This window comes from Streptomyces fodineus (genome assembly GCF_001735805.1).
Classification (GTDB): Bacteria; Actinomycetota; Actinomycetes; order Streptomycetales; family Streptomycetaceae; genus Streptomyces; species Streptomyces fodineus.
Genome location: NZ_CP017248.1, coordinates 5,240,897 through 5,264,100 on the forward strand (window position 1 = coordinate 5,240,897; position 23,204 = coordinate 5,264,100).

Here is a 23,204-nt window from a genome sequence, read left to right on the forward strand (position 1 = left end):
ACCGCACCGCACGCCACACACCCAAACCCCGCCACCGCTGACGGCCACACCGGCCGCCCTTGGAGGAAAGCCCAACAAACCCACCCCCCAACCTTCGGCGACCTTGCCATTAGGCTGACCCCCGTGAAGGTCCTCGTCATCGGCAGCGGCGCCCGCGAACACGCCCTGTGCCGCTCCCTGTCCCTCGACCCCGACGTCACCGCGCTGTACTGCGCCCCCGGCAACGCCGGTATCGCCGAGGTCGCCGAGCTGCACCCGGTCGACGCGCTCGACGGCACGGCGGTCGCCGGGCTGGCCGCGGGCCTCGGTGCCGACCTGGTCGTCGTCGGCCCGGAGGCCCCGCTGGTCGCCGGTGTGGCCGACGCCGTCCGCGCGGCGGGCATCCCGGTGTTCGGCCCGTCGCGGGAGGCCGCGCAGCTGGAGGGGTCCAAGGCCTTCGCCAAGGACGTCATGGCGGCGGCCGGGGTACCGACCGCCCGCTCCTACGTGTGCACGACGGCCGAGGAGGTCGCCGAGGCCCTCGACGCCTTCGGCGCCCCCTACGTCGTCAAGGACGACGGTCTCGCCGCCGGCAAGGGCGTCGTCGTCACCGAGGACCTCGACCAGGCCAAGGCGCACGCCGCCGGCTGCGAGCGGGTCGTCATCGAGGACTTCCTCGACGGCCCCGAGGTGTCCCTCTTCGCCATCACCGACGGCCAGACGGTCGTACCGCTCCAGCCCGCCCAGGACTTCAAGCGGGCGCTGGACGGCGACGAGGGGCCCAACACGGGCGGCATGGGCGCGTACTCGCCGCTGCCGTGGGCCGACCCGAAGCTGGTCGACGAGGTGCTGGAGACGGTCCTGCAGCCGACCGTGGACGAGTTGCACCGTCGCGGCACCCCCTTCTCCGGACTGCTCTACGCGGGCCTGGCGATCACCAGCCGCGGTGTCCGGGTCATCGAGTTCAACGCCCGCTTCGGCGACCCCGAGGCCCAGGTCGTGCTGGCCCGGCTGAAGACCCCGCTGGCCGGGATCCTGCTCGCCGCCGCCAACGGCACCCTCGCCGATCTGCCGCCCCTGCGCTGGAGCGAGGACGCGGCCGTCACCGTCGTCGTCGCCTCGCACAACTACCCCGGCACCCCGCGCACCGGCGACCCGATCACCGGTCTGGACGAGGTGGCCGCCGAGGACGCCCCGCACGCGTACGTCCTGCACGCCGGGACCAAGCGGGACGGCGACAGCGTCGTCAGCGCGGGCGGGCGCGTGCTGTCCGTCACCGCCACCGGTACGGACCTGACCGAGGCGCGCGAGCGGGCGTACCGGGCGGTGGGCCGGATCCGCCTGGACGGCTCACAGCACCGCACCGACATCGCCGCGCAGGCCGCGGCGCAGGCGGCAGACGCCTGACCTGCCCACCTGTGACGCCGTGAACGCGGCCATCGCCACCTGGGCCCCGGACCCCCGATCCGGGGCCTGATCTTTGCTGTCTGTCATGCACCTCTGACCAAAGCCATTCCATCGAGTGAGCAATCGCCCATACGGCTGACGAGGGCCGGGGCCCCAACTAGGGTGCCGCGCATGCGTTCCGGCACTTGGCCCACCGGCATTGCGATGTCAGTGGCGGGTGCCACAGTGGGGGAGTGACCACCAGGACAGCACGGCATCGGCGGCGAGGGGGTGACGGCGGGACGTGACCGGAATCGGTGCGGAGGCGGGCGCGCAGGCAGCGCGCTCCCGGGCCCTCGCGGTACTGCGGGTCAGGGGCCGGGCGCTGGCCGTGGCCCTGCTGCCCGCGGCTGCCGCGGTGATCCTGCTGGCCGGCGGTTCCACCGGCCACTTCGTCGGCCGGGGCTGGGACGCCGCCCGCTGGATCACGGGCGTGCTCGCCGTGCTGGTGCTGCTGGCCGCCGCCGGTATCGCCCTGGTCGTGGCCCGGGCCCGCCCGGCCTTCAGCCCGACGGTGCCGGTCCCCGAGGGGTCCGCCCCGGATCTGTACCGGATGGTGCGCGACCTCGCCGACCGTCTGAATGTGCCGGCCCCCTCGGCCATAGCGCTCACCCCGGACTGCGACAGCTGGCTGGAGGACCGCACGCATACGGCGCACGGTCCGCCCCCGCGCCCCGCACCCGACGAGATAGCGGGCCCGGGCCGCCGCCGCGCCCCCGTCGCCCCGGTGCTCGTCATCGGCTCCCCGTTCCTGTGGTGGATGCGGGTCGGGGAGCTGCGCGCGGTCCTCGCCCCGGTCATCGCCGGTACGGGCCCTTCGGCGCACCCGGACATAGCCGCCGCCCGGCGCTTCGTGCGCGGCCTGGACGCGGCGGTCGCGGTCGCCTCGACAGCGGGCCGCTGTCCGCTGACCCGCGGGGTCTGCGCGGCCGTCGGCTGGGTGGCCCGGCTGCTGCTGCGCGGCTGCCGGGAGCATGCGACGCAGATGGAGCGCGGGGTCGCCGCGGCGGCGGCCGAGCGGGCCCAGGCCGTCGACTACGGCCTGCGGATCGTCGCCCAGGAGCAGGTCGGCCTCGCCTACGCCGGCTGGGACCGGCTGCTGACCCGGGTCGCGCTGCCCGCCTGGCGCATGGGCCGCTGGCCCTCCCGGCTGGACGCGGGCGTGGTGGCGGCGCTCACCGAGCTGTCCCGGCGCGATCGCCTGGCCGAGGGCTTCACCTCCCGGCTAGGCGAGCGCCCCGCCTGTGACCTGCTGGAGGAGCCCGGCGCGGTGGACGAGGCCGCCTCCCTGCTCGCCGCGCGCCTCTTCCACGGCGGCCCCGCGGAGTCCGGCCCCGACTGGGCACCGGTGGACTGGCAGGCGTATCCGGAGGAGGTCGTGGACCGCACCTGGCGCGCCGACGCGGCCCGTCTGCACCGCGTCCTGGACTCCCTGGGCGTCCGCCCTGCGCTGGACCCCGCGGCCCCCGACCCGGGCGGCCCCACCCTGGCCCGAGTCCTGGACCACCTGACCGAGCCCGGCACACAAACACCGGCACCAAGAGCCCCCCAGAACACCCAGAAGCCCGACGACGGCGAGAACCCCCGGCAGGGGCCAACCGCAGCCGACGACGAAACCGGTACGGGTGGTGCTGGTGGGAGCGAGATCCTCGCCGAAGGCGAAGGTGAAGCCGAGGCGGAGGAACCGGCCGACGACTACCCCCGCACGGAGCGCAGCTCCGCCCTGGCCGCGGGCCTGACAGCCGAGCTGGCCCGCGAGGAGGCCGGCGCGCCCAGCGGGGCGACGGCCACCGGCCAGACCAGTGACAGCGCCCTGTGGGACGACGGCGGCCTGCCCCTCTTCCCGCTGCAGCCCCCGCGCACCGCCCGCGACCTGCTCACCGAGCACGTCACGGCGATGGTGTGCTGCGCCGCCGTCGACACCGCCGGTGCGGTCCCCGCCCTGGACTGGCTGGACGGCCCCTCCCTGCTGCTGGGCGGCGAGCGCGCCGCCGATCTCACGCCCAAGGTGCTCAGCCTGATCGAGGACGGAGACCCGGGCCCGCTGCGCCACTGGCTGGCCGTGTCCGGGATACGTCCCGAGAAGCCGGTACGGCTGGTCTGAAACGGGAGCTCCGACTTCCACTTCAGGTCAATTCGCAACGACTAGTGACCGAGCCCGTGCGTTATGTGATGTGCTGGGAGCGACCACGCACCTGGCAAAGGCGTGCGACATACGACAGCACGCCCGAGCCCGGCGAGCACCGCGCGCACCACCGAGACAGGACGACACGGGGGCATGAGGGAGGGGAGCGACCATGGCCTCGGACCACATTCGCCGCTGGGAGTCCGGAGCGCTCGCGCACGCCGTCACGGACCCCTTCGGCCAGGGCCCGGTGCCCTGGCTGCGCGGCAGTGAGACCTACTTCGACGACACCGGTCACGTCGTGCCCTGGTACGTCGACCCGAGCCCGCAGCCGCTCACCGGGGTCGGTCCCGCCCCGCGCGTGCCCGGACCCCGTTCGGCCGACGACGTGCACCGCCAGATCAAGGGCTTCACCGCCACCGGCGCCGTCGCACCCGGTGAGGCGATCGACTTCCACATCACGGTCGACCCGCCCCAGGAGTTCAGCGTCGACATCTACCGGATCGGGCACTACGGCGGTGACGGCGCCGCCAAGATCACCACCAGCCCGCGCCTGTCCGGCATCGTCCAGCCCCCGCCGCTGGCCGCCGACCGCACGGTCTCCTGCCACCACTGGTGGCTGTCCTGGCGCCTGCAGGTGCCCGCCCACTGGCACATCGGCGCCTATGTGGCCGTCCTCACCACCGTCGACGGCTACCGCTCCCACGTGCCGTTCACGGTCCGCGACGACCGCCCCGCCGACCTGCTCCTGCTGCTGCCGGACATCACCTGGCAGGCGTACAACCTGTATCCGGAGGACGGCCGTACCGGCGCCAGCCTCTACCACGCCTGGGACGACAAGGGCCGCCTCCTCGGCGAGGCGGACGCGGCGACCACGGTCTCCTTCGACCGCCCCTACGCGGGCGCGGGCCTGCCCCTGCACGTCGGTCACGCCTACGACTTCATCCGCTGGGCCGAGCGCTACGGCTACGACCTCGCCTACGCCGACGCCCGCGACCTGCACGCCGGCCGCATAGACCCCGGCCGCTACCGGGGGCTGGTCTTCCCCGGCCACGACGAGTACTGGTCGCTGCCGATGCGCCGGGCCGTGGAGGACGCCCGCGACCACGGCACCTCGCTGGTCTTCCTCTCCGCCAACACCATGTACTGGCAGGTGGAGTTGGGCCCGTCCCCGTCCGGCGTCCCGCACCGGCTGCTGACCTGCCGCAAGCGCAAGGGCCCCGGAAAGCCGGTGCTGTGGCGCGAGATCGACCGGCCCGAGCAGCAACTGGTCGGCATCCAGTACGCGGGCCGCGTACCCGAGCCGCACCCGCTGGTCGTCCGCAACGCCGGCCACTGGCTGTGGGAGGCGACCGGAGCGCACGACGGCGACGAGATCGAGGGCCTGGTCGCCGGCGAGGCCGACCGGTACTTCCCGCGCACCCCGCTGCCCGTGCACGAGGAGCGCATCCTGCTCGCCCACTCCCCCTACACCGACAGCGAGGGCGCCCTGCGCCACCAGGAGACCTCCCTCTACCGCGCCCCCTCCGGCGCCTGGGTCTTCGCCGCCGGCACCTTCGCCTGGTCCCCGGCCCTGGACCGGCCCGGCCATGTGGACCCCCGCATCCAGCGCGCCACGGCGAACCTGCTGGACCGCATCTGCAAAAGCGACTGAGCCCCGGTCGGCCCGCGACTGAGCCCCCGGCGGACCCCTGGCCGAAACCCATCACCCCCATAAGGGAGAATCGAGGCACTTGGACAGAGCCACGGGGAGGAACCGTGTCCGGATTCGTAGAAAAGCCCGAGCCGATTCAGGTTCCGGGCCTGGTGCACCTGCACACCGGGAAGGTGCGCGAGCTGTACCAGAACGAGGCGGGCGACCTCGTGATGGTCGCCAGCGACCGCATGTCCGCCTACGACTGGGTGCTGCCCACGGAGATCCCCGACAAGGGCCGTGTCCTCACCCAGCTCTCCCTGTGGTGGTTCGACCAGCTGCGTGATCTGGCCCCGAACCACGTGCTCAGCACCGAGCTGCCCGAGGGCGCCCCGGCCGACTGGGCGGGCCGCACGCTGGTCTGCAAGTCCCTGAGGATGGTCCCGGTCGAGTGTGTGGCCCGCGGCTATCTCACCGGCTCCGGACTGGTCGAGTACGAGGAGTCCCGTACGGTCTGCGGCCTCGCCCTGCCCGAGGGCCTCGTCGACGGCTCCGAACTCCCCGCCCCGATCTTCACCCCGGCCACCAAGGCCGAGGTCGGCGAGCACGACGAGAACGTCTCCTACGAGGAGGTCGCCCGCCAGGTCGGCGCCGAGACCGCCGCCCAGCTGCGCCAGGCCACCCTCGCGGTGTACTCGCGGGCCCGGGACATCGCCCGCGACCGGGGGATCATCCTGGCGGACACCAAGTTCGAGTTCGGTTTCGACGGGGACACGCTCGTCCTCGCCGACGAGGTCCTCACCCCGGACTCGTCCCGCTTCTGGCCGGCCGACCAGTGGCAGCCGGGCCGCGCCCAGCCGTCGTACGACAAGCAGTTCGTCCGGGACTGGCTGACCTCCGCCGAGTCCGGCTGGGACAGGAAGAGCGAGCAGCCCCCGCCGCCGCTGCCGCAGCAGGTCGTGGACGCCACCCGGCGGAAGTACGTGGAGGCGTACGAGCGGCTCACGGGCATGAGCTGGAGCTAGGGATACGAGAAGACCCCGGTCCAGTGGACCGGGGTCTTCTTCCCGAGCGGACGACGAGGCTCGAACTCGCGACCTCAACCTTGGCAAGGTTGCGCTCTACCAACTGAGCTACGTCCGCGTTGCGCCGTGGCGCGAGAGCAACTATACCCAACCTCGCTCGCGTGCGAGACGTACCGCCGCATGACGGTTCTCGGCGCCGAGCTTGGTGACGGCCGAGGAGAGGTAGTTCCGCACGGTCCCCGGCGACAGCGCGGCCCGCTCGGCGATCTCCGCGACCGGCGCTCCCTCGGCCGCCAGTTCCAGCACCTCGGCCTCCCGCGCGGTCAGCGGGGAGTCCCCGGCGGAGATCGCGTCGGCGGCCAACTCCGGGTCGATGTAACGGTTCCCCGCGTGCACGGTCCGGATGATCTCGGCGAGCCGCTGCGCGCTGACGGTCTTCGGGACGAACCCGCGCACACCGGCCGCGAGCGCCCGTTTCAGATGCCCGGGCCGCCCGTGCCCGGTGACGATCAGCACCCGGCAGCCGGGCAGCTCGGCGCGCAGGGATGTGGCGACCTTCACACCGTCGGCGCCCGGCATCTGGAGATCGAGCACGGCCACATCGGGTTCGTGGGCCCGTGCCATCGCCAGCGCCTCGGGCCCGCTCGCCGCCTCCGCGACGACGAGGAGATCGTCCTCCAGGGACAGCAGCGCGGCCAGCGCGCCCCGGATCAGATGCTCGTCGTCGGCGAGCAACAGCCGTACCGGAGTGCTCATGACGTGATTTCGCTCACTTCCTGCATCAAAGGCACCTCGGCCACCAGCCGGAACCGGTCTCCGTCGACCGCTCCGGCCTCCAGGGTCCCGCCGACGACCGCCAGCCGCTCCCGAAGCCCGGCCAGCCCGGAACCCCCACCCCCGTGGGGGGTTCCCGTCACCCCGTCGTTCTCCACCGTCAGCACCACACGCCCCTCAGGCACCCGCAGTTCCACCTCACAGCGGTCCGCATCCCCGTGCCGCAGCACATTGGTGGTGGCCTCGCGCACCACCCAGCCGAGCGCGGACTGCACCTCGGCGGGCAGCCCCGTGGCCTCCGCGCGGACCTCGCACGCGATGCCCGCGGCCGTCAACACGCCCTGCGCACCGGCCAGTTCGGCCCCGAGATCGGCTTCCCGGTACCCGCGTACGACGGCCCGTACCTCCCGCTGGGACTCCTGCGCGATGCGCTGTACCTCGATCATCTGCTCCACCGCCTCCGGCCGGCCCCGCCGGGCCAGCTGGACGGCCAGCTCGCTCTTGAGGGAGATCACGGACAGATTCCGCCCCAGCACGTCATGCAGATCCCGTCCGAACCGCAGCCGCTCCTCGGCGACGGCGAGCCGGGCCTCCACCTCGCGGGCCCGCTCCGCCTCCCACAGCACGGCCAGGGTCCAGGCACCGCAGCGGCCGGCGAGCAACGCGAAGACCGCCTGGAAGACGGCCACCGCACCGGTCGCCACCAGCCCGACGCCGTTGCGGTCGGCGAGCCCGACGGCAGCCGTGAGCAAGGCCGCGAACACCGTCGACCGGCGCAGGAACACCCGGACCGGGACCGTGAGTCCGTACAGCAGCGCGAAGGGCAGTACGACACCACCGATCGTGAACCGGACCGCCATCGGGGTCGCCGCGTCCAGCCCGGCGAGCGTCACGATCAGCGTCAGCGCCAGGCCCAGCAGGACCGCCGGGGCGCGGTGGGTGCCGGCCGGCAGCTCGGCGCGCCCGAGGTAGTGGTCGAGCACGGTCCTGGTGAGCCGGTTCGTGACCGCGCACTGCAGGACCGCCACCAGGGCGAGGAGGGCGCCGAGGACGATCGCGACCGGCCGGTGGGCGAGGCCGCCGGGCAGTGGCAGCAGCACCCAGCAGCCCATGATGAACCAGACCGTGCCGTGCCAGGTCAGGACGCTGAACAGCTCGACCCGCTCGGCCTTGCTGCGCTCCCCCCAGTGCCGCTGCTGCCACCGCCGTATGCGTCCCACCATCCGCGCGTCCCCCGTCCCTCAGCGCCGCGGCTCCCAGCGGAACCGCCGCTGTACAGCAAACACCGCCAGGAAGATCCAGGCCAACGCGGTCGCCAGGGCGCCGAGCGCCTCACCGGTGCTCAACTGGCCCGTCCAGCCGCCGCGCACGAGCCGGATCGCCGGGGACAGCGGGAGCAGGTCGCAGACCGTGGCCAGCTTGTCCGGCATGACCTCCGTGGGGATCGTGATCCCGGAGCCGACCATCGACAGGAACATCAGCGGCATCGCGGTCACCTGGCCGCTCTCCACGGTCCGGGTGAAGGACGCGGTGAGCGCGGCGAGCGCGGCACTGACCAGATAACCGGCCACCAGCCCGGGCAGGATCAGATATGGCGCCTTGGGCGCGCCGATGTGCAGCAGGGCCGCACATCCGGCGCACACCACCAGCGCCTGGGCCAGGCCGATGACGAGCGCGGGCAGGGCGGTGCCGGTGAGGATCTCCGTGTCGGAGAGCTCGCCGGTGCGCAGCCGTTTGAGGACGAGTTCCTCGCGGCGGGCGACGTAGGTGTTGACCAGGGAGGTGTAGACGGCGAAGAGGAAGGAGAAGCCGATCGCGGCCGTCAGCAGGGTGGTGCCGATGGTCAGCCCCTGCTTCTTCAGATCGAGCTGGTCCATGGCCGGCCGCACGCTGACCGGCAGCAGGAGCGGTACGGCCAGCGCGGTGAAGACGACTCCGCGGTTGCGGCCGAGAAGGGTGAGTTCGGCCCGCCCCAGCGCCCACATCCGCCGGCCCGCCGACGTCCACCCGCCGCGTTCCGCCCCGCGTACGCCGCTCACGCCACGGCTCTCGTCCCCCGCCGCGGTCCCGCCCCGGCCCGCGGCTGCTCGCGCTCCCACCCCGCTCATCGCGCGCCTCCTCGCTCCCGTTCCGATCCCGCTCATGCCACCGTCTCCCGCTCGCGTGCGATCCCGAGGAACGCCTCCTCCAGCGAGGCCGACCGCACGTCCAGTCCGCGCAGTTCGACCCCCGCCTGCTCGGCCCACGCCAGCACCCGGGTCGCGGTGCGCTGCAGCTCCCGCGTCCGCAGCCGTACGACCCCGCCGTCGCTCTCGTGGCCGCAGACGCCCAGGTCGGCCAGCGGCGGAAGATCGCCGAGGAAATAGCCGTCAGGCAGTTCGAAGGACATCCGGGAGGGCCGGTCCGCGGTGACCTCGGCCGGGGTTCCGGACACGGCGATCCGGCCCTCGTGCAGGATGGCGAGCCGGTCGGCGAGGCCCTCGGCCTCCTCCAGGTAGTGCGTGGTGAGCAGCACGGTCGTACCCGCGTCGCGCAGGGCGCGCACCAACTCCCAGGTGTCCCGGCGGCCTTCCACGTCGAGCCCGCTCGTCGGCTCGTCGAGGAAGAGCACCTCGGGATCGCCGAGCAGGGCGAGCGCGAGGTCCAGCCGTCTGCGCTCCCCGCCGGACAACTGCTTGACCCGCACCCCCTGCTTGTCCGTCAGCCCGACCAGCCCCAGCACTTCGGCCTCCGGCCGTGCCCCGCTCGTGCACCCGGCCCACATCCGGGCGGTCTCGGCGACGGTCAGCTCGGGCGGGAAGCCGCCCTCCTGGAGCATCACGCCGGTGCGCGGCCGTACGGCGGCCCGCTCGCGGTAGGGGTCGTGGCCGAGGATCCGGATCCGGCCGCCGGCGGGTGCCGCGAGCCCCTCCAGCAGTTCGACCGTCGATGTCTTGCCGGCGCCGTTGGTGCCGAGCAGGGCGAAGATCTCCCCGCGCGCCACGGAGAAGCTGATTCCGCGTACGGCCTCGAATCCGCCCCCGTAGACACGGCTGAGATCGGTGACCTCAATCACGTGCTCGTCCATAACCATGCGTCCAGCGTCCCGGCGGCCGGGCCGGGCGGGCAGTGCGCGGTGTCATCGCTCGGCATGACAAATGTCAGAGGGCCGGGGCACACGAAAAGACCCCGGTCCACTGGACCGGGGTCTCTTACCCGAGCGGACGACGAGGCTCGAACTCGCGACCTCAACCTTGGCAAGGTTGCGCTCTACCAACTGAGCTACGTCCGCACTGCTCCCGACCGGCTCCCACCGATCGGTGCGAGCACCAGCCTACCTGATCCACTGGAGTGGTCGTGACGGCCGGTGCCGGAGCGGGTGACAGGAATCGCACACTGCGCCTTCCCCCTGGAAGGGGGATGTTCTGCTACTGAACTACACCCGCACGATCCTCGGGGTTTCGGCCTTTCGGCCTCGCCCCTCGGCGTGTCCCAGACATTAGCTGATCAGCAGGGGGGTTGCGCAAGTCGGCTGCCCCTGCTGCCCCGGTATGCCCAAGTGCACGGCCCTCAGGGCCCGCTGACGGACCCTGAGGGCTGCCCCTTCGCGGGCTTCGCCACCCCTGCGCGGGGTTCACTGCGCGGCGCTGAACGCCTCGTAGACCTTCTTGGGGATCCGGCCGCGGGCCGGGACGTCCATCTTGTTGGCCTGGGCCCAGGCGCGGACGGCCGCCGGGTCGGGGGCGACCTCCGTCTGCTTGTACGCCTTGCCGGACCGCGACCGCTTGCGGCCGGCCTCGACGTAGGGCGCGAGCGCCTTGCGCAGTTTCTTGGCGTTGGTTTCGTTCAGGTCGATCTCGTACGACTTCCCGTCGAGTCCGAAGGCGATCGTTTCCGCCGCTTCCGAGCCGTCGATGTCGTCAAAGAGAGTGACCACGACCTTTTGCGCCACGAATATCGGTCCCTTCGTGCGGCACGTCGATACAGCTCATCGGCGATGACGTGCCGAGTATCGGCTATTGCCAATTCATTTGTACAGTGCCTGGCAATGCAAAGTGAAGCCCGACTAAATCCGTCCGCGTGTCCGAAGACAATAGGTGAACCGGACGGACCGTCGAACTTTCCCAGAATTTTTCACGGGCGTAGGGCTTCGACACCCGATCGTGATGCGACTCACGTAGTTTCCTACAACTCTACTCGCGTAGAAATTTTGTGCGGGTAGTCTGAAGGAACCAGCTCAGCACCACACATCGGGAGTGCCAGTGGCACGCGTCGTAGTCGACGTCATGCTCAAGCCGGAGATCCTCGACCCCCAGGGCCAGGCGGTCCAGCGTGCGCTGCCACGCCTGGGTTTCACGGGGATCTCGGACGTCCGTCAGGGAAAGCGTTTCGAACTGGAAGTTGACGGGCCGGTCGACGAGGCCGCGCTCGCCCGCATCCACGATCTTGCGGAATCCTTCCTCGCCAACACCGTGATCGAGGACTTCACCGTCAAGGTGGAAGAGGACGCGGAAGTCGCGGAGGCGGCCAAGTGACCGCTCGTATTGGCGTCGTCACTTTCCCGGGCAGCCTCGACGACCAGGATGCCCAGCGCGCGATCCGCCTCGCGGGCGCCGAACCGGTCGCCCTGTGGCACAAGGACAAGGACCTCAAGCAGGTCGACGCCGTGGTTCTGCCCGGCGGTTTCTCCTACGGCGACTATCTGCGGGCCGGTGCCATCTCCCGGTTCTCGCCGGTGATGGAGTCCGTGATCGAGCAGGCGAAGGCCGGCCTCCCGGTCCTCGGCATCTGCAACGGCTTCCAGATCCTCACCGAGGCCCACCTCATCCCGGGCGCGATGCTCGGCAACGACCACCTCCACTTCATCTGCCGCGACCAGAAGCTGCGGGTGGAGAACGCGGAGACCGCCTGGAGCAGCGACTACCGCGCGGGCCAGGAGATCCACATCCCGCTGAAGAACATGGACGGCCGGTACGTCGCCGACGAGTACACCCTCGACAAGCTGGAGGCGGAGGGCCGGGTGGTCTTCCGCTACGTGGACTTCAACCCCAACGGCTCGCTGCGGGACATCGCCGGCATCACCAACGAGGCGGGCAATGTCGTCGGCCTGATGCCGCACCCCGAGCACGCCGTCGAGCCGCTGGTCGGTACGGGCCGTACCGACGGGCTCCCGTTCTTCACCTCGATCCTCAAGAAGCTGGTGGGCGCATGAGCCGGACGCCTCTGGACACGGTCGAGCACGCGGCCGCGACCCCCGACGTCGAGCTGCCCTGGGCCGAACTCGGCCTGAAGAAGGACGAGTACGAGCGGGTGGTGGAGATCCTCGGCCGCCGCCCGACCGGCGCCGAACTCGCCATGTACTCGGTCATGTGGTCCGAGCACTGCTCGTACAAGTCCTCCAAGGTCCACCTGCGCCAGTTCGGCGAGAAGGCGCCCCAGTCGGACGCCCTGCTCGTCGGCATCGGCGAGAACGCCGGTGTGGTGGACGTCGGCCAGGGCTACGCGGTCACCTTCAAGGTCGAGTCGCACAACCACCCGTCGTACGTCGAGCCCTACCAGGGCGCGGCCACGGGTGTCGGCGGCATCGTCCGCGACATCATCGCGATGGGCGCCCGCCCGGTCGCGGTGGTCGACCCGCTGCGCTTCGGTGCGGCGGACCACCCGGACACCAAGCGCGTCCTGCCGGGCGTGGTCGCGGGCATCGGCGGCTACGGCAACTGCCTGGGCCTGCCCAACATCGGCGGCGAGGTCGTCTTCGACGCCTGCTACCAGGGAAACCCGCTGGTCAACGCGGGTGCCATCGGTGTGATGCGGCACGAGGACATCCACCTGGCGAAGGCCTCGGGCGCGGGCAACAAGGTCATCCTGTACGGGGCTCGTACGGGTGGCGACGGCATCGGCGGCGCGTCGATCCTGGCCTCCGAGACCTTCGACGACGCCAAGCCCTCCAAGCGCCCCGCGGTCCAGGTCGGCGACCCCTTCCAGGAGAAGCTCCTCATCGAGTGCACCCTGGAGGCGTTCAAGGAGAAGCTGGTCGTCGGCATCCAGGACCTGGGTGCGGCCGGTCTTTCGTGTGCGACTTCCGAGCTCGCCTCGAACGGCTCCGGCGGCATGAGCGTGACGCTGGACGACGTCCCGCTGCGCGACTCCACGCTCTCGCCCGAGGAAATCCTCATGAGCGAGTCGCAGGAACGCATGTGCGCGGTCGTGGAGCCGGAGAAGGTGGACCGCTTCCTGGAGATCTGCGCCAAGTGGGACGTCATCGCGACGGTCATCGGCGAGGTCACCGACGGCGACCGCCTGGAGATCTTCTGGCACGGTGAGAAGATCGTGGACGTCGACCCGCGCACGGTCGCCCACGAGGGCCCGACGTACGAGCGGCCGTACGCCCGCCCGGACTGGCAGGACGCCCTGCAGGCCGACGACGCGAACAAGCTGCCGCGCCCGGAGACGAGCGAGGAGCTGAAGGCCCAGGTCCTGAAGCTGGTCGGATCCCCCAACCAGGCCTCCAAGAACTGGATCACCCAGCAGTACGACCACCTGGTCCAGGGCAACACCGTCCTCGCCCAGCCGGAGGACTCCGGCATGATCCGCGTGGACGAGGAGACCGGCCTCGGTGTCGCCATCGCGACGGACGGCAACGGCCGCTACGCCAAGCTCGACCCGTACACGGGCGCGCAGCTGGCCCTGGCCGAGGCCTACCGCAACGTGGCGACGACCGGCGCGAAGCCGCTCGCGGTCTCCGACTGCCTGAACTTCGGCTCCCCCGAGGACCCTGCGGTGATGTGGCAGTTCGCGGAGGCGGTACGCGGTCTCGCGGACGCCTGTCAGCAGCTGGGCACCCCGGTGACCGGCGGCAACGTCTCGCTCTACAACCAGACGGGCGAGGCGGCGATCCACCCGACCCCGGTGGTGGCGGTCCTGGGCGTGATCGACGACGTCGCGCGCCGCACGCCGGTCGCCTTCCAGGAGGAGGGCCAGCTGATCTACCTCCTCGGCGACACCCGTGAGGAGTTCGGCGGCTCGGCCTGGTCCCAGGTGATCCACGACCACTTGGGCGGGCTTCCGCCGCAGGTGGACCTGGAGCGCGAGCGCCTGCTGGCCGAGATCCTCATCTCGGCCTCCCGCGACGGCATGATCGACTCGGCGCACGACCTGTCCGACGGCGGTCTGATCCAGGCCGTGGTCGAGTCCGCGCTGCTGGGCGGCAAGGGCGCCCGTCTGGTCGTCCCGGACGGCCTGGACGCCTTCACCCTCCTGTTCTCCGAGTCGGCCGGCCGCGCGATCGTCGCCGTACCGCGCTCGGAGGAGGTCCGCTTCAACGACATGTGCGGCGCGCGGGGCCTGCCGGCGGTTCGCATCGGTGTCGTGGACGGTGACTCGGTGGAGATCCAGGGCGAGTTCGCGCTCACGCTGGAGGAGCTGCGCGAGGCGCACGAGGCGACCATCCCGGCGCTTCTGGCGTAGCCCCTCGTACGACGGTGAAGGCCCCGCCCGGACGATCGGCTTCCGGGCGGGGCCTTCTCGGCTGGTCGGCTCAGCGGGCCGACGCCGCAGAGCGCGCGCACCGCGCCTTCGGGCTGGTCGAAAACGGCCTGAAGGGCTACGCCGTGAAGGCATAGGCTCACCGCCATGCCACCGGCCAAGAAGCGCGCCCGCTCCTACGACCCCGTAAGGACCCGCGCCGCGGTCCTCGCCCAGCTCGGCCATGTCCGGCAGGGGTTGCGCGGGCTCGGTGCCGAGCAGCTCGGTGGGCCCACGCGGCTCGGTGAGTGGACCGTACGGGATCTGATCGCCCACATCGGCATGGCCGTCACCGCCGTGCATCGCGCCCTCGACCGGCCGGCCCCGCCGAAGCAGGACCTGGCGGTCGTGCAGTGGCCCTTCGCCACCTCCGCGAGCGCCTGCGCCATCGACGAGTTCACCCGCGGCCTCGCCGCCGGCCACCTTGACCTCGACGCCTGCCTCACGGACGTCGACGCGTCCCTGCGCACCCTCCTCGACGAGCACCCCGGCAGCCGGTTGCTGGAGACCGATGCCGGCGCGCTGCCGCTGGACGACTACCTGGTCACCCGTGCCGTCGAACTCGTCGTCCACACCGACGACCTCAACGCCGCCGTGCCCGGCCTTCAGGTGCCGTACGACCGCCAGGCCCTGGCCGCCGCCACCCGGCTGCTCGCCGACGCCCTCGCCGTGAAGGCGCCCGGCGGCTCCACCGAGGTGCGCGTGCCGCCGTACGCGGTGGTGCAGTGCGTCGAGGGGCCCCGGCACACGCGCGGCACCCCGCCCAACGTCGTGGAGACCGACCCGCTGACCTGGATCCGGCTCGCCACCGGCCGCGTGAGCTGGAAGGACGCCGTCGAGGAGGCCAAGGTGAGCGCCAGTGGGGAGCGGGCGGACATCGGATCCCTGCTGCCGCTGATGCCGTAAACCGACGCCGTAGCGGAACCGGCGCGACCGGTCTACCGTCGAATCGCCATGAAACGGCATAAGCAGCGCATGATCTCGACGATGGTCGGCATCCTCGCCGCGCTCACGGTGGCGTGCGGCAGCGGTAAGGCGGACAGTGGTGCGGTGGCCGTCCCACAGCCCGTGACCGGCATCGACTGGCGGATCGACAGTCTCACCGTCGGCGGTACGACCCGGCACGCGCCCGCCGTCGCCCGCCTGCGCATCGACGAGGACGGCAAGGCGGCCGGCAACCTCGGCTGCAACCACTTCAGCGCCCGGGCCACGGTCCACGGGGACCACATCACCTTCGGTGACCTGCGGACGACCCGGATGGCCTGTGCCCCGGACCGCATGGAGTTCGAGCGCGCCCTCTCCCGCGCCCTCACCACCGGCACGCTCGTCGCCAAGGCCGACGACGCCAAGCTGACGCTCACGGACGGCAACGGCGACCGCATCCACCTCTCGCGCGGTGCGCCCGAATGATGTGCGACACCTCACTCGCCGGGCCGCCGAACGGGCCCCGGGCCGCCGTCCGCAGCGCCGCCACCGACGTTCCCAGAGCCGGACACGCCTCGCTGACCTGCGCAAACGTGGAAACCGACAAGATGATCGGCAATCCCTGATCCGTCAAAGTCGCATATCCCCAATTCGGACCAGTGGTCGACCTCGCCTACACTCGGAGCCGTGCCACGTGGTGACGGTCGACTCAATCACGATCTGCTTCCCGGCGAGAAGGGCCCCCAGGACGCTTGCGGCGTCTTCGGTGTCTGGGCTCCGGGTGAAGAGGTCGCAAAGCTCACGTACTTCGGGCTCTACGCCCTCCAGCACCGGGGTCAGGAATCCGCGGGAATCGCGGTCAGCAACGGCTCCCAGATCCTCGTCTTCAAGGACATGGGCCTGGTCTCCCAGGTCTTCGACGAGACCTCGCTCGGTTCGCTCCAGGGTCATATCGCGGTCGGACACGCCCGCTACTCGACCACCGGCGCCTCCGTGTGGGAGAACGCCCAGCCGACGTTCCGGGCCACCGCGCACGGCTCGATCGCGCTCGGCCACAACGGCAACCTGGTCAACACGGCCCAGCTCGCCGAGATGGTCGCCGAACTGCCGAACGACAACCACAGCCGCTCCAGCCGGGTCGCGGCCACCAACGACACCGACCTGCTGACGGCCCTGCTCGCCGCCCAGGTCGACGAGGACGGCAAGCCGCTGACCATCGAGGAGGCCGCCCACACGGTCCTCCCGAAGGTGCGGGGCGCCTTCTCCCTCGTCTTCATGGACGAGCACACCCTCTACGCCGCCCGCGACCCGCAGGGCATCCGCCCGCTGGTCCTCGGCCGTCTCGAGCGCGGCTGGGTGGTCGCCTCCGAGACCGCCGCCCTGGACATCTGCGGCGCCAGCTTCGTCCGCGAGATCGAGCCGGGCGAGTTCGTCGCCGTCGACGAGAACGGCCTGCGCAGCTCCCGATTCGCAGAAGCGAAGCCCAAGGGCTGTGTCTTCGAGTACGTGTACCTGGCCCGCCCGGACACCGACATCGCCGGCCGGAACGTGTACCTCTCCCGTGTGGAGATGGGCCGCCGGCTCGCCAAGGAAGCCCCCGTCGAGGCCGACCTCGTCATAGCGACCCCGGAGTCCGGCACCCCGGCCGCCATCGGCTACGCGGAGGCCTCCGGCATCCCCTTCGGCGCGGGTCTCGTGAAGAACGCCTACGTCGGCCGGACCTTCATCCAGCCCTCGCAGACCATCCGCCAGCTGGGCATCCGCCTGAAGCTGAACCCGCTGAAGGAAGTCATCAAGGGCAAGCGCCTGGTCGTCGTCGACGACTCGATCGTGCGCGGCAACACCCAGCGGGCCCTGGTCCGCATGCTCCGCGAGGCGGGCGCCGCCGAGGTCCACATCCGGATCTCCTCCCCGCCCGTGAAGTGGCCCTGCTTCTTCGGCATCGACTTCGCCACGCGCGCGGAGCTGATCGCCAACGGCATGACCATCGAGGAGATCGGCACCAGCCTCGGCGCCGACTCGCTCGCCTACATCTCCATCGACGGCATGATCGAGGCGACCACGATCGCCAAGCCGAACCTGTGCCGCGCCTGCTTCGACGGCGAGTACCCGATGGAGCTGCCGGACCCGGAGCTGCTCGGCAAGCAGCTTCTGGAGACCGAGCTGGCGGCCGGTCCCGCCGCCACGGCCGCGGCCGACGCGATCCGTCGCCCGTAACACCGCAGTACGACACGAAAGCTCTCACAGTCATGTCTGAGACAACTGGTGCCAGCTACGCAGCGGCGGGCGTCGACATCGAGGCGGGCGACCGCGCGGTCGAGCTGATGAAGGAGTGGGTGAAGAAGACCCAGCGCCCCGAGGTCCTCGGCGGCCTCGGCGGCTTCGCCGGGCTCTTCGACGCCTCCGCCCTCAAGCGCTACGAGCGTCCCCTGCTCGCCTCCGCCACGGACGGCGTCGGCACGAAGGTCGACATCGCACGCCGTATGGGCGTCTACGACACCATCGGCCACGACCTGGTCGCCATGGTCATGGACGACATCGTGGTGTGCGGTGCCGAGCCGCTGTTCATGACCGACTACATCTGCGTCGGCAAGGTCCACCCCGAGCGCGTCGCGGCCATCGTGAAGGGCATCGCGGAGGGCTGTGTGCTCGCCGGATGCGCCCTGGTGGGCGGCGAGACGGCCGAGCACCCCGGACTGCTGGGCGAGGACGACTTCGACGTCGCCGGGGCCGGTACGGGTGTCGTGGAGGCCGACCGGCTGCTGGGCGCGGATCGCATCCGTAAGGGTGACGCCGTGATCGCCATGGCGTCCTCCGGGCTTCACTCGAACGGGTACTCCCTGGTCCGCCACGTCCTGCTGGACCGGGCCGGCCTGGCCCTGGACGCGGAGATCGCCGACCTCGGCCGCACCCTCGGCGAGGAACTGCTGGAGCCTACGAAGATCTACTCGCTGGACTGCCTGGCGCTGATGCGCACCACGGATGTGCACGCCTACTCGCACATCACCGGCGGCGGTCTCGCGGCCAACCTGGCCCGGGTGATCCCCGACGAGCTGCACGCCGTGATCGACCGCTCCACCTGGACCCCGGGCGCGATCTTCGACCTGGTCGGCAGGACCGGGAGCGTCGAGCGCCTGGAGCTGGAGAAGACCCTCAACATGGGTGTCGGCATGATGGCGATCGTCCCCGCGGAGTCCACCGAGGTGGCCCTCGCCACTCTGGCCGACCGCGGCGTCGACGCATGGGTGGCCGGCGAGATCACCGAGCGGGGCGAGAAGGAGACCGGCGCCGAAATGGTCGGAGACTACGCCGGCTGAACCTGCGGGTAGCACAGAAGCCGGTCGGTGGCAGTGCCACCGACCGGACAAGTGCTCAGTGCAAGGTCAAGCGCCGCGACGATGTTGCGAGGGACCGTCGTCCTCATCCTCGTCGTCGTCCTCATAGAGGTCGGCGTAACGAGAGTAAAGATCGTCCTCTTCATTCTCATCGTCCTCGAACGGCTCGCTGTTCGGCGGCTGGCTCGAAGTCGATGCGCCCAGTTCACTGGCCAGCCGTGACAGGTCAGTCCCACCGCTGTTGTACTTCAGCTGGCGGGCGACCTTCGTCTGCTTGGCCTTGGCCCGGCCGCGCCCCATGGCTCGACCCCCTCGGTGACGGGGCTTGATGGCCCCAGAGTCTGACACGCGTTCATGATCTGGAACGGACCCTCCGCGGAGAGGCCGGTCCGTAGGGCTTCCACGGTACCTGAGCCCGCGCCCATACGGTACGTCGCCCACAGCACGCGCGTGTGCCCAGGACCTTCGAGGCGCCCCGTCCTCGCTGGTCAGTGGCGATTTTAACCACTTATCGGGGAACGACCCGCCGATGGAAGTGAGAGTTCTCTCCAAGTCCCCACCGGCGGGTACCGCTCACCAGTGCGACCGGGTCAGTGTGCGGCGTGTCCCGCGCGTGCCTCGGCCATCCGCTGCTCGGCGATCCGGTCGGCCGCGGCGGCCGGCGGGATCCCGTCTTCCTTCGCACGTGCAAATATGGCCAGCGTGGTGTCGAAGATCTTCGCCGCCTTCGCCTTGCACCGGTCGAAGTCGAACCCGTGCAGCTCGTCGGCCACCTGGATGACCCCGCCCGCGTTCACCACGTAGTCCGGCGCGTAGAGGATCCCGCGGTCGGCGAGGTCCTTCTCCACGCCCGGGTGCGCGAGCTGGTTGTTGGCCGCGCCGCAGACCACCCTGGCGGTGAGCACCGGCACGCTGGCGTCGTTCAGGGCGCCGCCGAGCGCGCAGGGGGCGTAGATGTCGAGCCCCTCGACCCGGATCAGGTCCTCGGTGCCGGCGACCGCGGTCACGCCCACGGGGTACTGCTCGAGGATCCGCTGGACGGCGTCCGTACGCACGTCCGTGATCACGACCTCGGCGCCCTCGTCGCGCAGGTGCTTCACCAGGTGGTGGCCGACCTTGCCGACGCCGGCGATGCCGACCTTGCGGCCGCGCAGCGAGGGGTCGCCCCACAGGTGCTGGGCGGAGGCGCGCATGCCCTGGTAGACGCCGAAGGCGGTGAGCACGGAGGAGTCACCGGCGCCGCCGTTCTCGGGGGAGCGGCCGGTGGTCCAGCGGCAGGTACGGGCCACGACGTCCATGTCGGCGACGTAGGTGCCCACGTCGCAGGCGGTGACGTAACGCCCGCCGAGCGAGGCGACCATGCGGCCGTAGGCGAGGAGCAGTTCCTCGGTCTTGTCCCGTTCCGGGTCGCCGATGATCACGGCCTTGCCACCGCCGTGGTCGAGACCGGCCATGGCGTTCTTGTACGACATCCCGCGCGCGAGGTTGAGGGCGTCGGCCACGGCCTCGGCCTCGGTCGCGTACGGGTAGAAGCGCGTGCCGCCGAGGGCCGGGCCCAGGGCGGTGGAGTGGATGGCGATCACGGCCTTCAGGCCGGTGGCGCGGTCCTGGCAGAGCACGACCTGCTCATGGCCGCCCTGGTCCGAGTGGAACAGGGTGTGCAGGACATCAGCAGACGCGCCGGTTACGTCGGTCACTGTGGTGACTCCTGTGTAAATAGCGGCGAGTGGGGTCGGACCCCGTGCGGGTGGCGGGGTGCCGTGGCATGAGCGTAGAGCCTCGGCACGACCACCATCCGCGCAGTGTTCAGGATCACTCTCCCCGGCCTTCTGCGCACGTATGACCGTGGCACGATTTGCAGTGTTTCGAGCCGGGTCCGATGGGGAGGGAGCAGGCGTGCCGAAGGTGTCCTCCGTGGTCGTCCCCTATGCCGCGTATCTGCGCGTGTACGAGCCGCTGGGCGCCTTCCCGGAGCCGGAGCGCAGCCACTGGGCGCGCTACGCCCGCCGCCCCGACCGCCCCTCCTACCAGGACGAACTGCGCCGCTCCCTCGCCGACTTGCTGCCCACCCCGCCGGTCCCGGTGCCGGTACACGAGAGCAGCGACGCCTTCGTGCTGGAGGTCGACGGGGTGGTCTGCGTGTGCCCCTGGCGGACCCGGCTGCGCGGCTGGCAGGCGCTCGGCGAGCTGGCCGAGGAGCTTGCGGCGCCGGTCCTGGACGCGGTGCTGCCCCCGGTCGTACGGCGCCAGGCCGCCCAGGACTACGAGCGCTGGCTCGCCCGCAACCCCGACGCCCGCCCGTGGATCCGTACGGCGACCTGGCAGGTGCCGCTGAACTGGTTCGTGCTGGTCTCCGACGAGGAGCGGCACTACGAGAAGGGCACCGCGGAGGTGCCGCCCCTGCTGCGCTACCGCACGCCCATGGTGCAGGCCCGGCGGCGGGTGGCGCGGGCGCTGCGCACGCTGAGGGACACCGTCGAGGAGAGCCCGCTGATCGACGGTCTCGTGGACGTCGGCCGCTGGCTGGAGGAGTTCCATCCGCGTTCGCTGGTGGAGCTGGACTACGGCGGCCTGGTGTATGTGCTGCCGGCCGGCGAGCTGGAGGGCGACCACTCGGCGGCGGACGTGGCCGACGGCATCGAGGCGCTGCGCCGGGGCGACGGGACGGCGGCCGGCGAGGCCTATGTGCGGCTCGTGGAGCGGTGGCGGGCGGTCCGGGACCGGCGCTCGGCGAACTGAAGTTCCAGACACGCCGGGATCGTGACGTACGTCACGGCTCAAATGGCCCCCAACGGCGTACGGTCTAGGCCACTTGACCCTGTGACGGGACGATGGTCCCGATCTGGACTTTTGTCTCAAGGGTGATGGACGGCACTTACGCGGCCCTTGCGCCTCTTGCCGCCCCTCATGCCAAAATAGGACAAGGAGTCCGGGGAGGACTCCTTCCGTCCAACTATGCTCCACTGCGGGCGGAATCTCGGCATTGCGCGCTTTGGGGGGTCTCGTGGCTCCTGATCGTCCTGTGACTGATCGTCACAGTGGCGTGACTGTCCGCTATGGCATGGTCCATCGGCATCCGTCGCTGATGAACACCTGGGAGGGCAATTCCATCGGTTTGGCCGACGCGGCTGGACAGATGGTGTAGTTGTAGTGCCGAGGACAAGCCGTTCGTCCTATAACCGACTCGACTCGCGTCCGCCATTTCGGGCAACGCGGGTCAAGGTGCAGAATTTAGAGGAAAGAACCGAGAAGGTTCGGTTCTCCCGAGGAGGCCGCTCATGACCGCTCGCACCCCTGATGCCGAGCCGCTGCTGACCCCGGCTGAGGTCGCCACGATGTTCCGCGTCGACCCCAAGACGGTCACGCGGTGGGCGAAGGCCGGCAAGCTCACTTCCATCCGCACGCTCGGCGGGCACCGCCGCTACCGCGAGGCCGAGGTCCGCGCCCTGCTGGCGGGCATCCCGCAGCAGCGCAGCGAGGCCTGAACAACTCCATATCCGGGCAAGACGGCTGGTCCCCCAACCCGCCGAGGCGCCCGAATCCCTAGCTCCAAGCGACGCGGGACCTGCCCCAACAGGGCCCACGCCCAGCCGAAGAGAACGTTGTTGGCAGCGACACAGGGTGCGTCGTAGATCGCGCTGGACTCCGCCGGGTCCAGCGCGATCTTTTTTGTGCGCTGGCGGGGGCATGGCCGGCGCTCTGTGAGCGGCCTTGTCGGAGTCTGGGCAGGGCTGTCGGAACCGCTGTGCGTGACCCCTGAGGCTGGTGCAATTGCACATATTAAATTGACCTGTTGTAGGACAGGGGTAAGTACCGCCCTTCCGAAAAGTCATGCGGTGACTCCCGTCACATGCCCCGGCGGTTGTTGCCGGCGGCATGTGTGCGCTAGTGGAGCGACCGGTTCCAGTGACCCACGCCTGCTGGGGTGTTGGGGCCGGCGTCGGTCACGCGGTGCGGGGACTGTTGTCCTCGGCTTCCTCGTCGCCCGCCTCGGGGCCCAGGGGGCCGGCATCCATCGCCAGCCGCAGCAGGTGATGGCAGACGGCGCAGTGGCGGGTGAGATGCCGATAGGACGAGGCGGCCGCCAGATGGGCCCTCAGCAGCGCCCGCGTCTCGTGCCTGGCCGATGCCGCCATACGTCACCTCCGCGGACCGCACAGGGGAACGGGCCCTGGTCCCTGGGTACCGGTGGAATGTGACGTCGTCAAGGGAGCCGACGCCCGCCGAGGGAGCGAAGGGCGGGCCCGCCAGGGATTCTCCATGGCGCCGGGAACAGAAGAAGGGCCCCACATGGGGGCCCTTCACTATGCGGTCCTGACGGGATTTGAACCCGCGGCCTCCACCTTGACAGGGTGGCGAGCACTCCAAACTGCTCCACAGGACCAGGTTTCGCGGCGCTTCGCTCGTGCACTGCGCTGCGAGAAGAGACTGTACAGGAGGTGAGCCCGCCTGGTCGAACT

Annotated in this window: 21 protein-coding genes and 4 tRNA genes; 13 read left to right on the forward strand and 12 right to left on the reverse strand. The window is 70.8% G+C overall.

Features of this window, described 5'->3' with window-relative positions:
- The first annotated feature begins 123 nt into the window (after positions 1-123).
- The 4 genes from purD (at position 124) to BFF78_RS22260 (ending at position 6,208) form a co-directional block, all read left to right on the forward strand.
- Positions 124-1,386, forward strand: a complete 1,263-nt coding sequence (gene purD / locus BFF78_RS22245; RefSeq protein WP_069779997.1) for a phosphoribosylamine--glycine ligase — start codon at positions 124-126, stop codon at positions 1,384-1,386.
- 283 nt (positions 1,387-1,669) lie between these two features.
- Entirely contained in the window at positions 1,670-3,529 is a 1,860-nt protein-coding gene (locus BFF78_RS22250) for a M48 family metalloprotease (protein WP_069779998.1), read from the forward strand.
- Positions 3,530-3,722: 193 nt separating this feature from the next.
- The gene (locus BFF78_RS22255; protein WP_069779999.1) at positions 3,723-5,204 is read left to right on the forward strand and encodes a N,N-dimethylformamidase beta subunit family domain-containing protein; all 1,482 of its coding nucleotides are present in this window, start codon (positions 3,723-3,725) and stop codon (positions 5,202-5,204) included.
- 104 nt (positions 5,205-5,308) lie between these two features.
- Positions 5,309-6,208 carry a phosphoribosylaminoimidazolesuccinocarboxamide synthase gene (locus BFF78_RS22260; protein WP_069780000.1) on the forward strand — a complete coding sequence of 300 codons (900 nt, stop codon included), beginning with the start codon at positions 5,309-5,311 and terminating at the stop codon, positions 6,206-6,208.
- A 45-nt stretch (positions 6,209-6,253) separates the two neighbouring features.
- On the opposite strand, the gene BFF78_RS22265 is transcribed toward BFF78_RS22260, so the two are convergent.
- From BFF78_RS22265 to BFF78_RS22300, 8 genes are all read right to left on the reverse strand, one after another.
- A tRNA-Gly gene (locus tag BFF78_RS22265) sits at positions 6,254-6,326 on the reverse strand.
- A gap of 23 nt (positions 6,327-6,349) precedes the next feature.
- A complete protein-coding gene (locus BFF78_RS22270; RefSeq protein ID WP_069780001.1) occupies positions 6,350-6,964 on the reverse strand; it encodes a response regulator transcription factor in 615 nt (204 codons plus the stop codon).
- Positions 6,961-8,205, reverse strand: a complete 1,245-nt coding sequence (locus tag BFF78_RS22275; RefSeq protein WP_069780002.1) for a sensor histidine kinase — start codon at positions 8,203-8,205, stop codon at positions 6,961-6,963. Before BFF78_RS22275 ends, BFF78_RS22270 begins: the two co-directional genes overlap by 4 nt.
- A gap of 18 nt (positions 8,206-8,223) precedes the next feature.
- Entirely contained in the window at positions 8,224-8,967 is a 744-nt protein-coding gene (locus BFF78_RS22280) for an ABC transporter permease (protein ID WP_227026153.1), read from the reverse strand.
- Between the two features lie 155 nt (positions 8,968-9,122).
- Positions 9,123-10,055 carry an ABC transporter ATP-binding protein gene (locus tag BFF78_RS22285; RefSeq protein WP_418346675.1) on the reverse strand — a complete coding sequence of 311 codons (933 nt, stop codon included), beginning with the start codon at positions 10,053-10,055 and terminating at the stop codon, positions 9,123-9,125.
- A 125-nt stretch (positions 10,056-10,180) separates the two neighbouring features.
- Positions 10,181-10,253 (reverse strand) — tRNA-Gly (locus tag BFF78_RS22290).
- A gap of 82 nt (positions 10,254-10,335) precedes the next feature.
- A tRNA-Gly gene (locus BFF78_RS22295) sits at positions 10,336-10,407 on the reverse strand.
- Positions 10,408-10,595: 188 nt separating this feature from the next.
- The gene (locus BFF78_RS22300; RefSeq protein WP_031164632.1) at positions 10,596-10,913 is read right to left on the reverse strand and encodes a histone-like nucleoid-structuring protein Lsr2; all 318 of its coding nucleotides are present in this window, start codon (positions 10,911-10,913) and stop codon (positions 10,596-10,598) included.
- A gap of 310 nt (positions 10,914-11,223) precedes the next feature.
- Here BFF78_RS22300 and purS point away from each other — a divergent pair, with 310 nt between their 5' ends.
- The 7 genes from purS (at position 11,224) to purM (ending at position 18,726) form a co-directional block, all read left to right on the forward strand.
- Positions 11,224-11,496 (forward strand): phosphoribosylformylglycinamidine synthase subunit PurS, encoded by a 273-nt coding sequence (purS, locus tag BFF78_RS22305; RefSeq protein WP_069780005.1) that lies wholly within the window; start codon positions 11,224-11,226, stop codon positions 11,494-11,496.
- Positions 11,493-12,173, forward strand: a complete 681-nt coding sequence (gene purQ, locus BFF78_RS22310) for a phosphoribosylformylglycinamidine synthase subunit PurQ (RefSeq protein WP_069780006.1) — start codon at positions 11,493-11,495, stop codon at positions 12,171-12,173. The genes purS and purQ overlap by 4 nt, the downstream gene beginning before the upstream one ends.
- Positions 12,170-14,428, forward strand: a complete 2,259-nt coding sequence (gene purL / locus BFF78_RS22315) for a phosphoribosylformylglycinamidine synthase subunit PurL (protein ID WP_069780007.1) — start codon at positions 12,170-12,172, stop codon at positions 14,426-14,428. The genes purQ and purL overlap by 4 nt, the downstream gene beginning before the upstream one ends.
- A gap of 165 nt (positions 14,429-14,593) precedes the next feature.
- Positions 14,594-15,391, forward strand: coding sequence for a maleylpyruvate isomerase family mycothiol-dependent enzyme (locus BFF78_RS22320; RefSeq protein ID WP_069780008.1), 798 nt, complete (start codon positions 14,594-14,596; stop codon positions 15,389-15,391).
- A 48-nt stretch (positions 15,392-15,439) separates the two neighbouring features.
- On the forward strand, positions 15,440-15,895 hold the full coding sequence (locus BFF78_RS22325) for an META domain-containing protein (RefSeq protein ID WP_069780009.1): 456 nt from the start codon (positions 15,440-15,442) through the stop codon (positions 15,893-15,895).
- A gap of 201 nt (positions 15,896-16,096) precedes the next feature.
- Positions 16,097-17,626: an amidophosphoribosyltransferase gene (gene purF / locus BFF78_RS22330; protein ID WP_069780010.1), complete on the forward strand. Its 1,530-nt coding sequence runs from the start codon at positions 16,097-16,099 to the stop codon at positions 17,624-17,626.
- Between the two features lie 32 nt (positions 17,627-17,658).
- Complete coding sequence (gene purM / locus BFF78_RS22335) at positions 17,659-18,726, forward strand: phosphoribosylformylglycinamidine cyclo-ligase (RefSeq protein ID WP_069780011.1); 1,068 nt, start codon at positions 17,659-17,661, stop codon at positions 18,724-18,726.
- Positions 18,727-18,792: 66 nt separating this feature from the next.
- Here the strand turns inward: purM and BFF78_RS22340 are convergent, their stop codons facing one another.
- Both BFF78_RS22340 and BFF78_RS22345 read right to left on the reverse strand, forming a co-directional pair.
- Positions 18,793-19,044 carry a DUF3073 domain-containing protein gene (locus BFF78_RS22340; RefSeq protein ID WP_069780012.1) on the reverse strand — a complete coding sequence of 84 codons (252 nt, stop codon included), beginning with the start codon at positions 19,042-19,044 and terminating at the stop codon, positions 18,793-18,795.
- 290 nt (positions 19,045-19,334) lie between these two features.
- Positions 19,335-20,441 carry a Leu/Phe/Val dehydrogenase gene (locus tag BFF78_RS22345; RefSeq protein ID WP_069780013.1) on the reverse strand — a complete coding sequence of 369 codons (1,107 nt, stop codon included), beginning with the start codon at positions 20,439-20,441 and terminating at the stop codon, positions 19,335-19,337.
- 199 nt (positions 20,442-20,640) lie between these two features.
- On the opposite strand from BFF78_RS22345, the gene BFF78_RS22350 reads away from it, so the two are divergent.
- Positions 20,641-21,483 (forward strand): DUF8083 family protein, encoded by an 843-nt coding sequence (locus BFF78_RS22350; RefSeq protein ID WP_069780014.1) that lies wholly within the window; start codon positions 20,641-20,643, stop codon positions 21,481-21,483.
- A gap of 539 nt (positions 21,484-22,022) precedes the next feature.
- Positions 22,023-22,229, forward strand: a complete 207-nt coding sequence (gene bldC, locus BFF78_RS22355) for a developmental transcriptional regulator BldC (protein ID WP_003949541.1) — start codon at positions 22,023-22,025, stop codon at positions 22,227-22,229.
- Between the two features lie 459 nt (positions 22,230-22,688).
- Here bldC and BFF78_RS22360 read toward each other — a convergent pair whose 3' ends face one another.
- Both BFF78_RS22360 and BFF78_RS22365 read right to left on the reverse strand, forming a co-directional pair.
- Entirely contained in the window at positions 22,689-22,880 is a 192-nt protein-coding gene (locus tag BFF78_RS22360) for a DUF6274 family protein (protein WP_069780015.1), read from the reverse strand.
- Positions 22,881-23,053: 173 nt separating this feature from the next.
- Positions 23,054-23,128: transfer RNA gene (locus BFF78_RS22365), tRNA-Asp, on the reverse strand.
- Between the last annotated feature and the right edge of the window lie 76 nt (positions 23,129-23,204).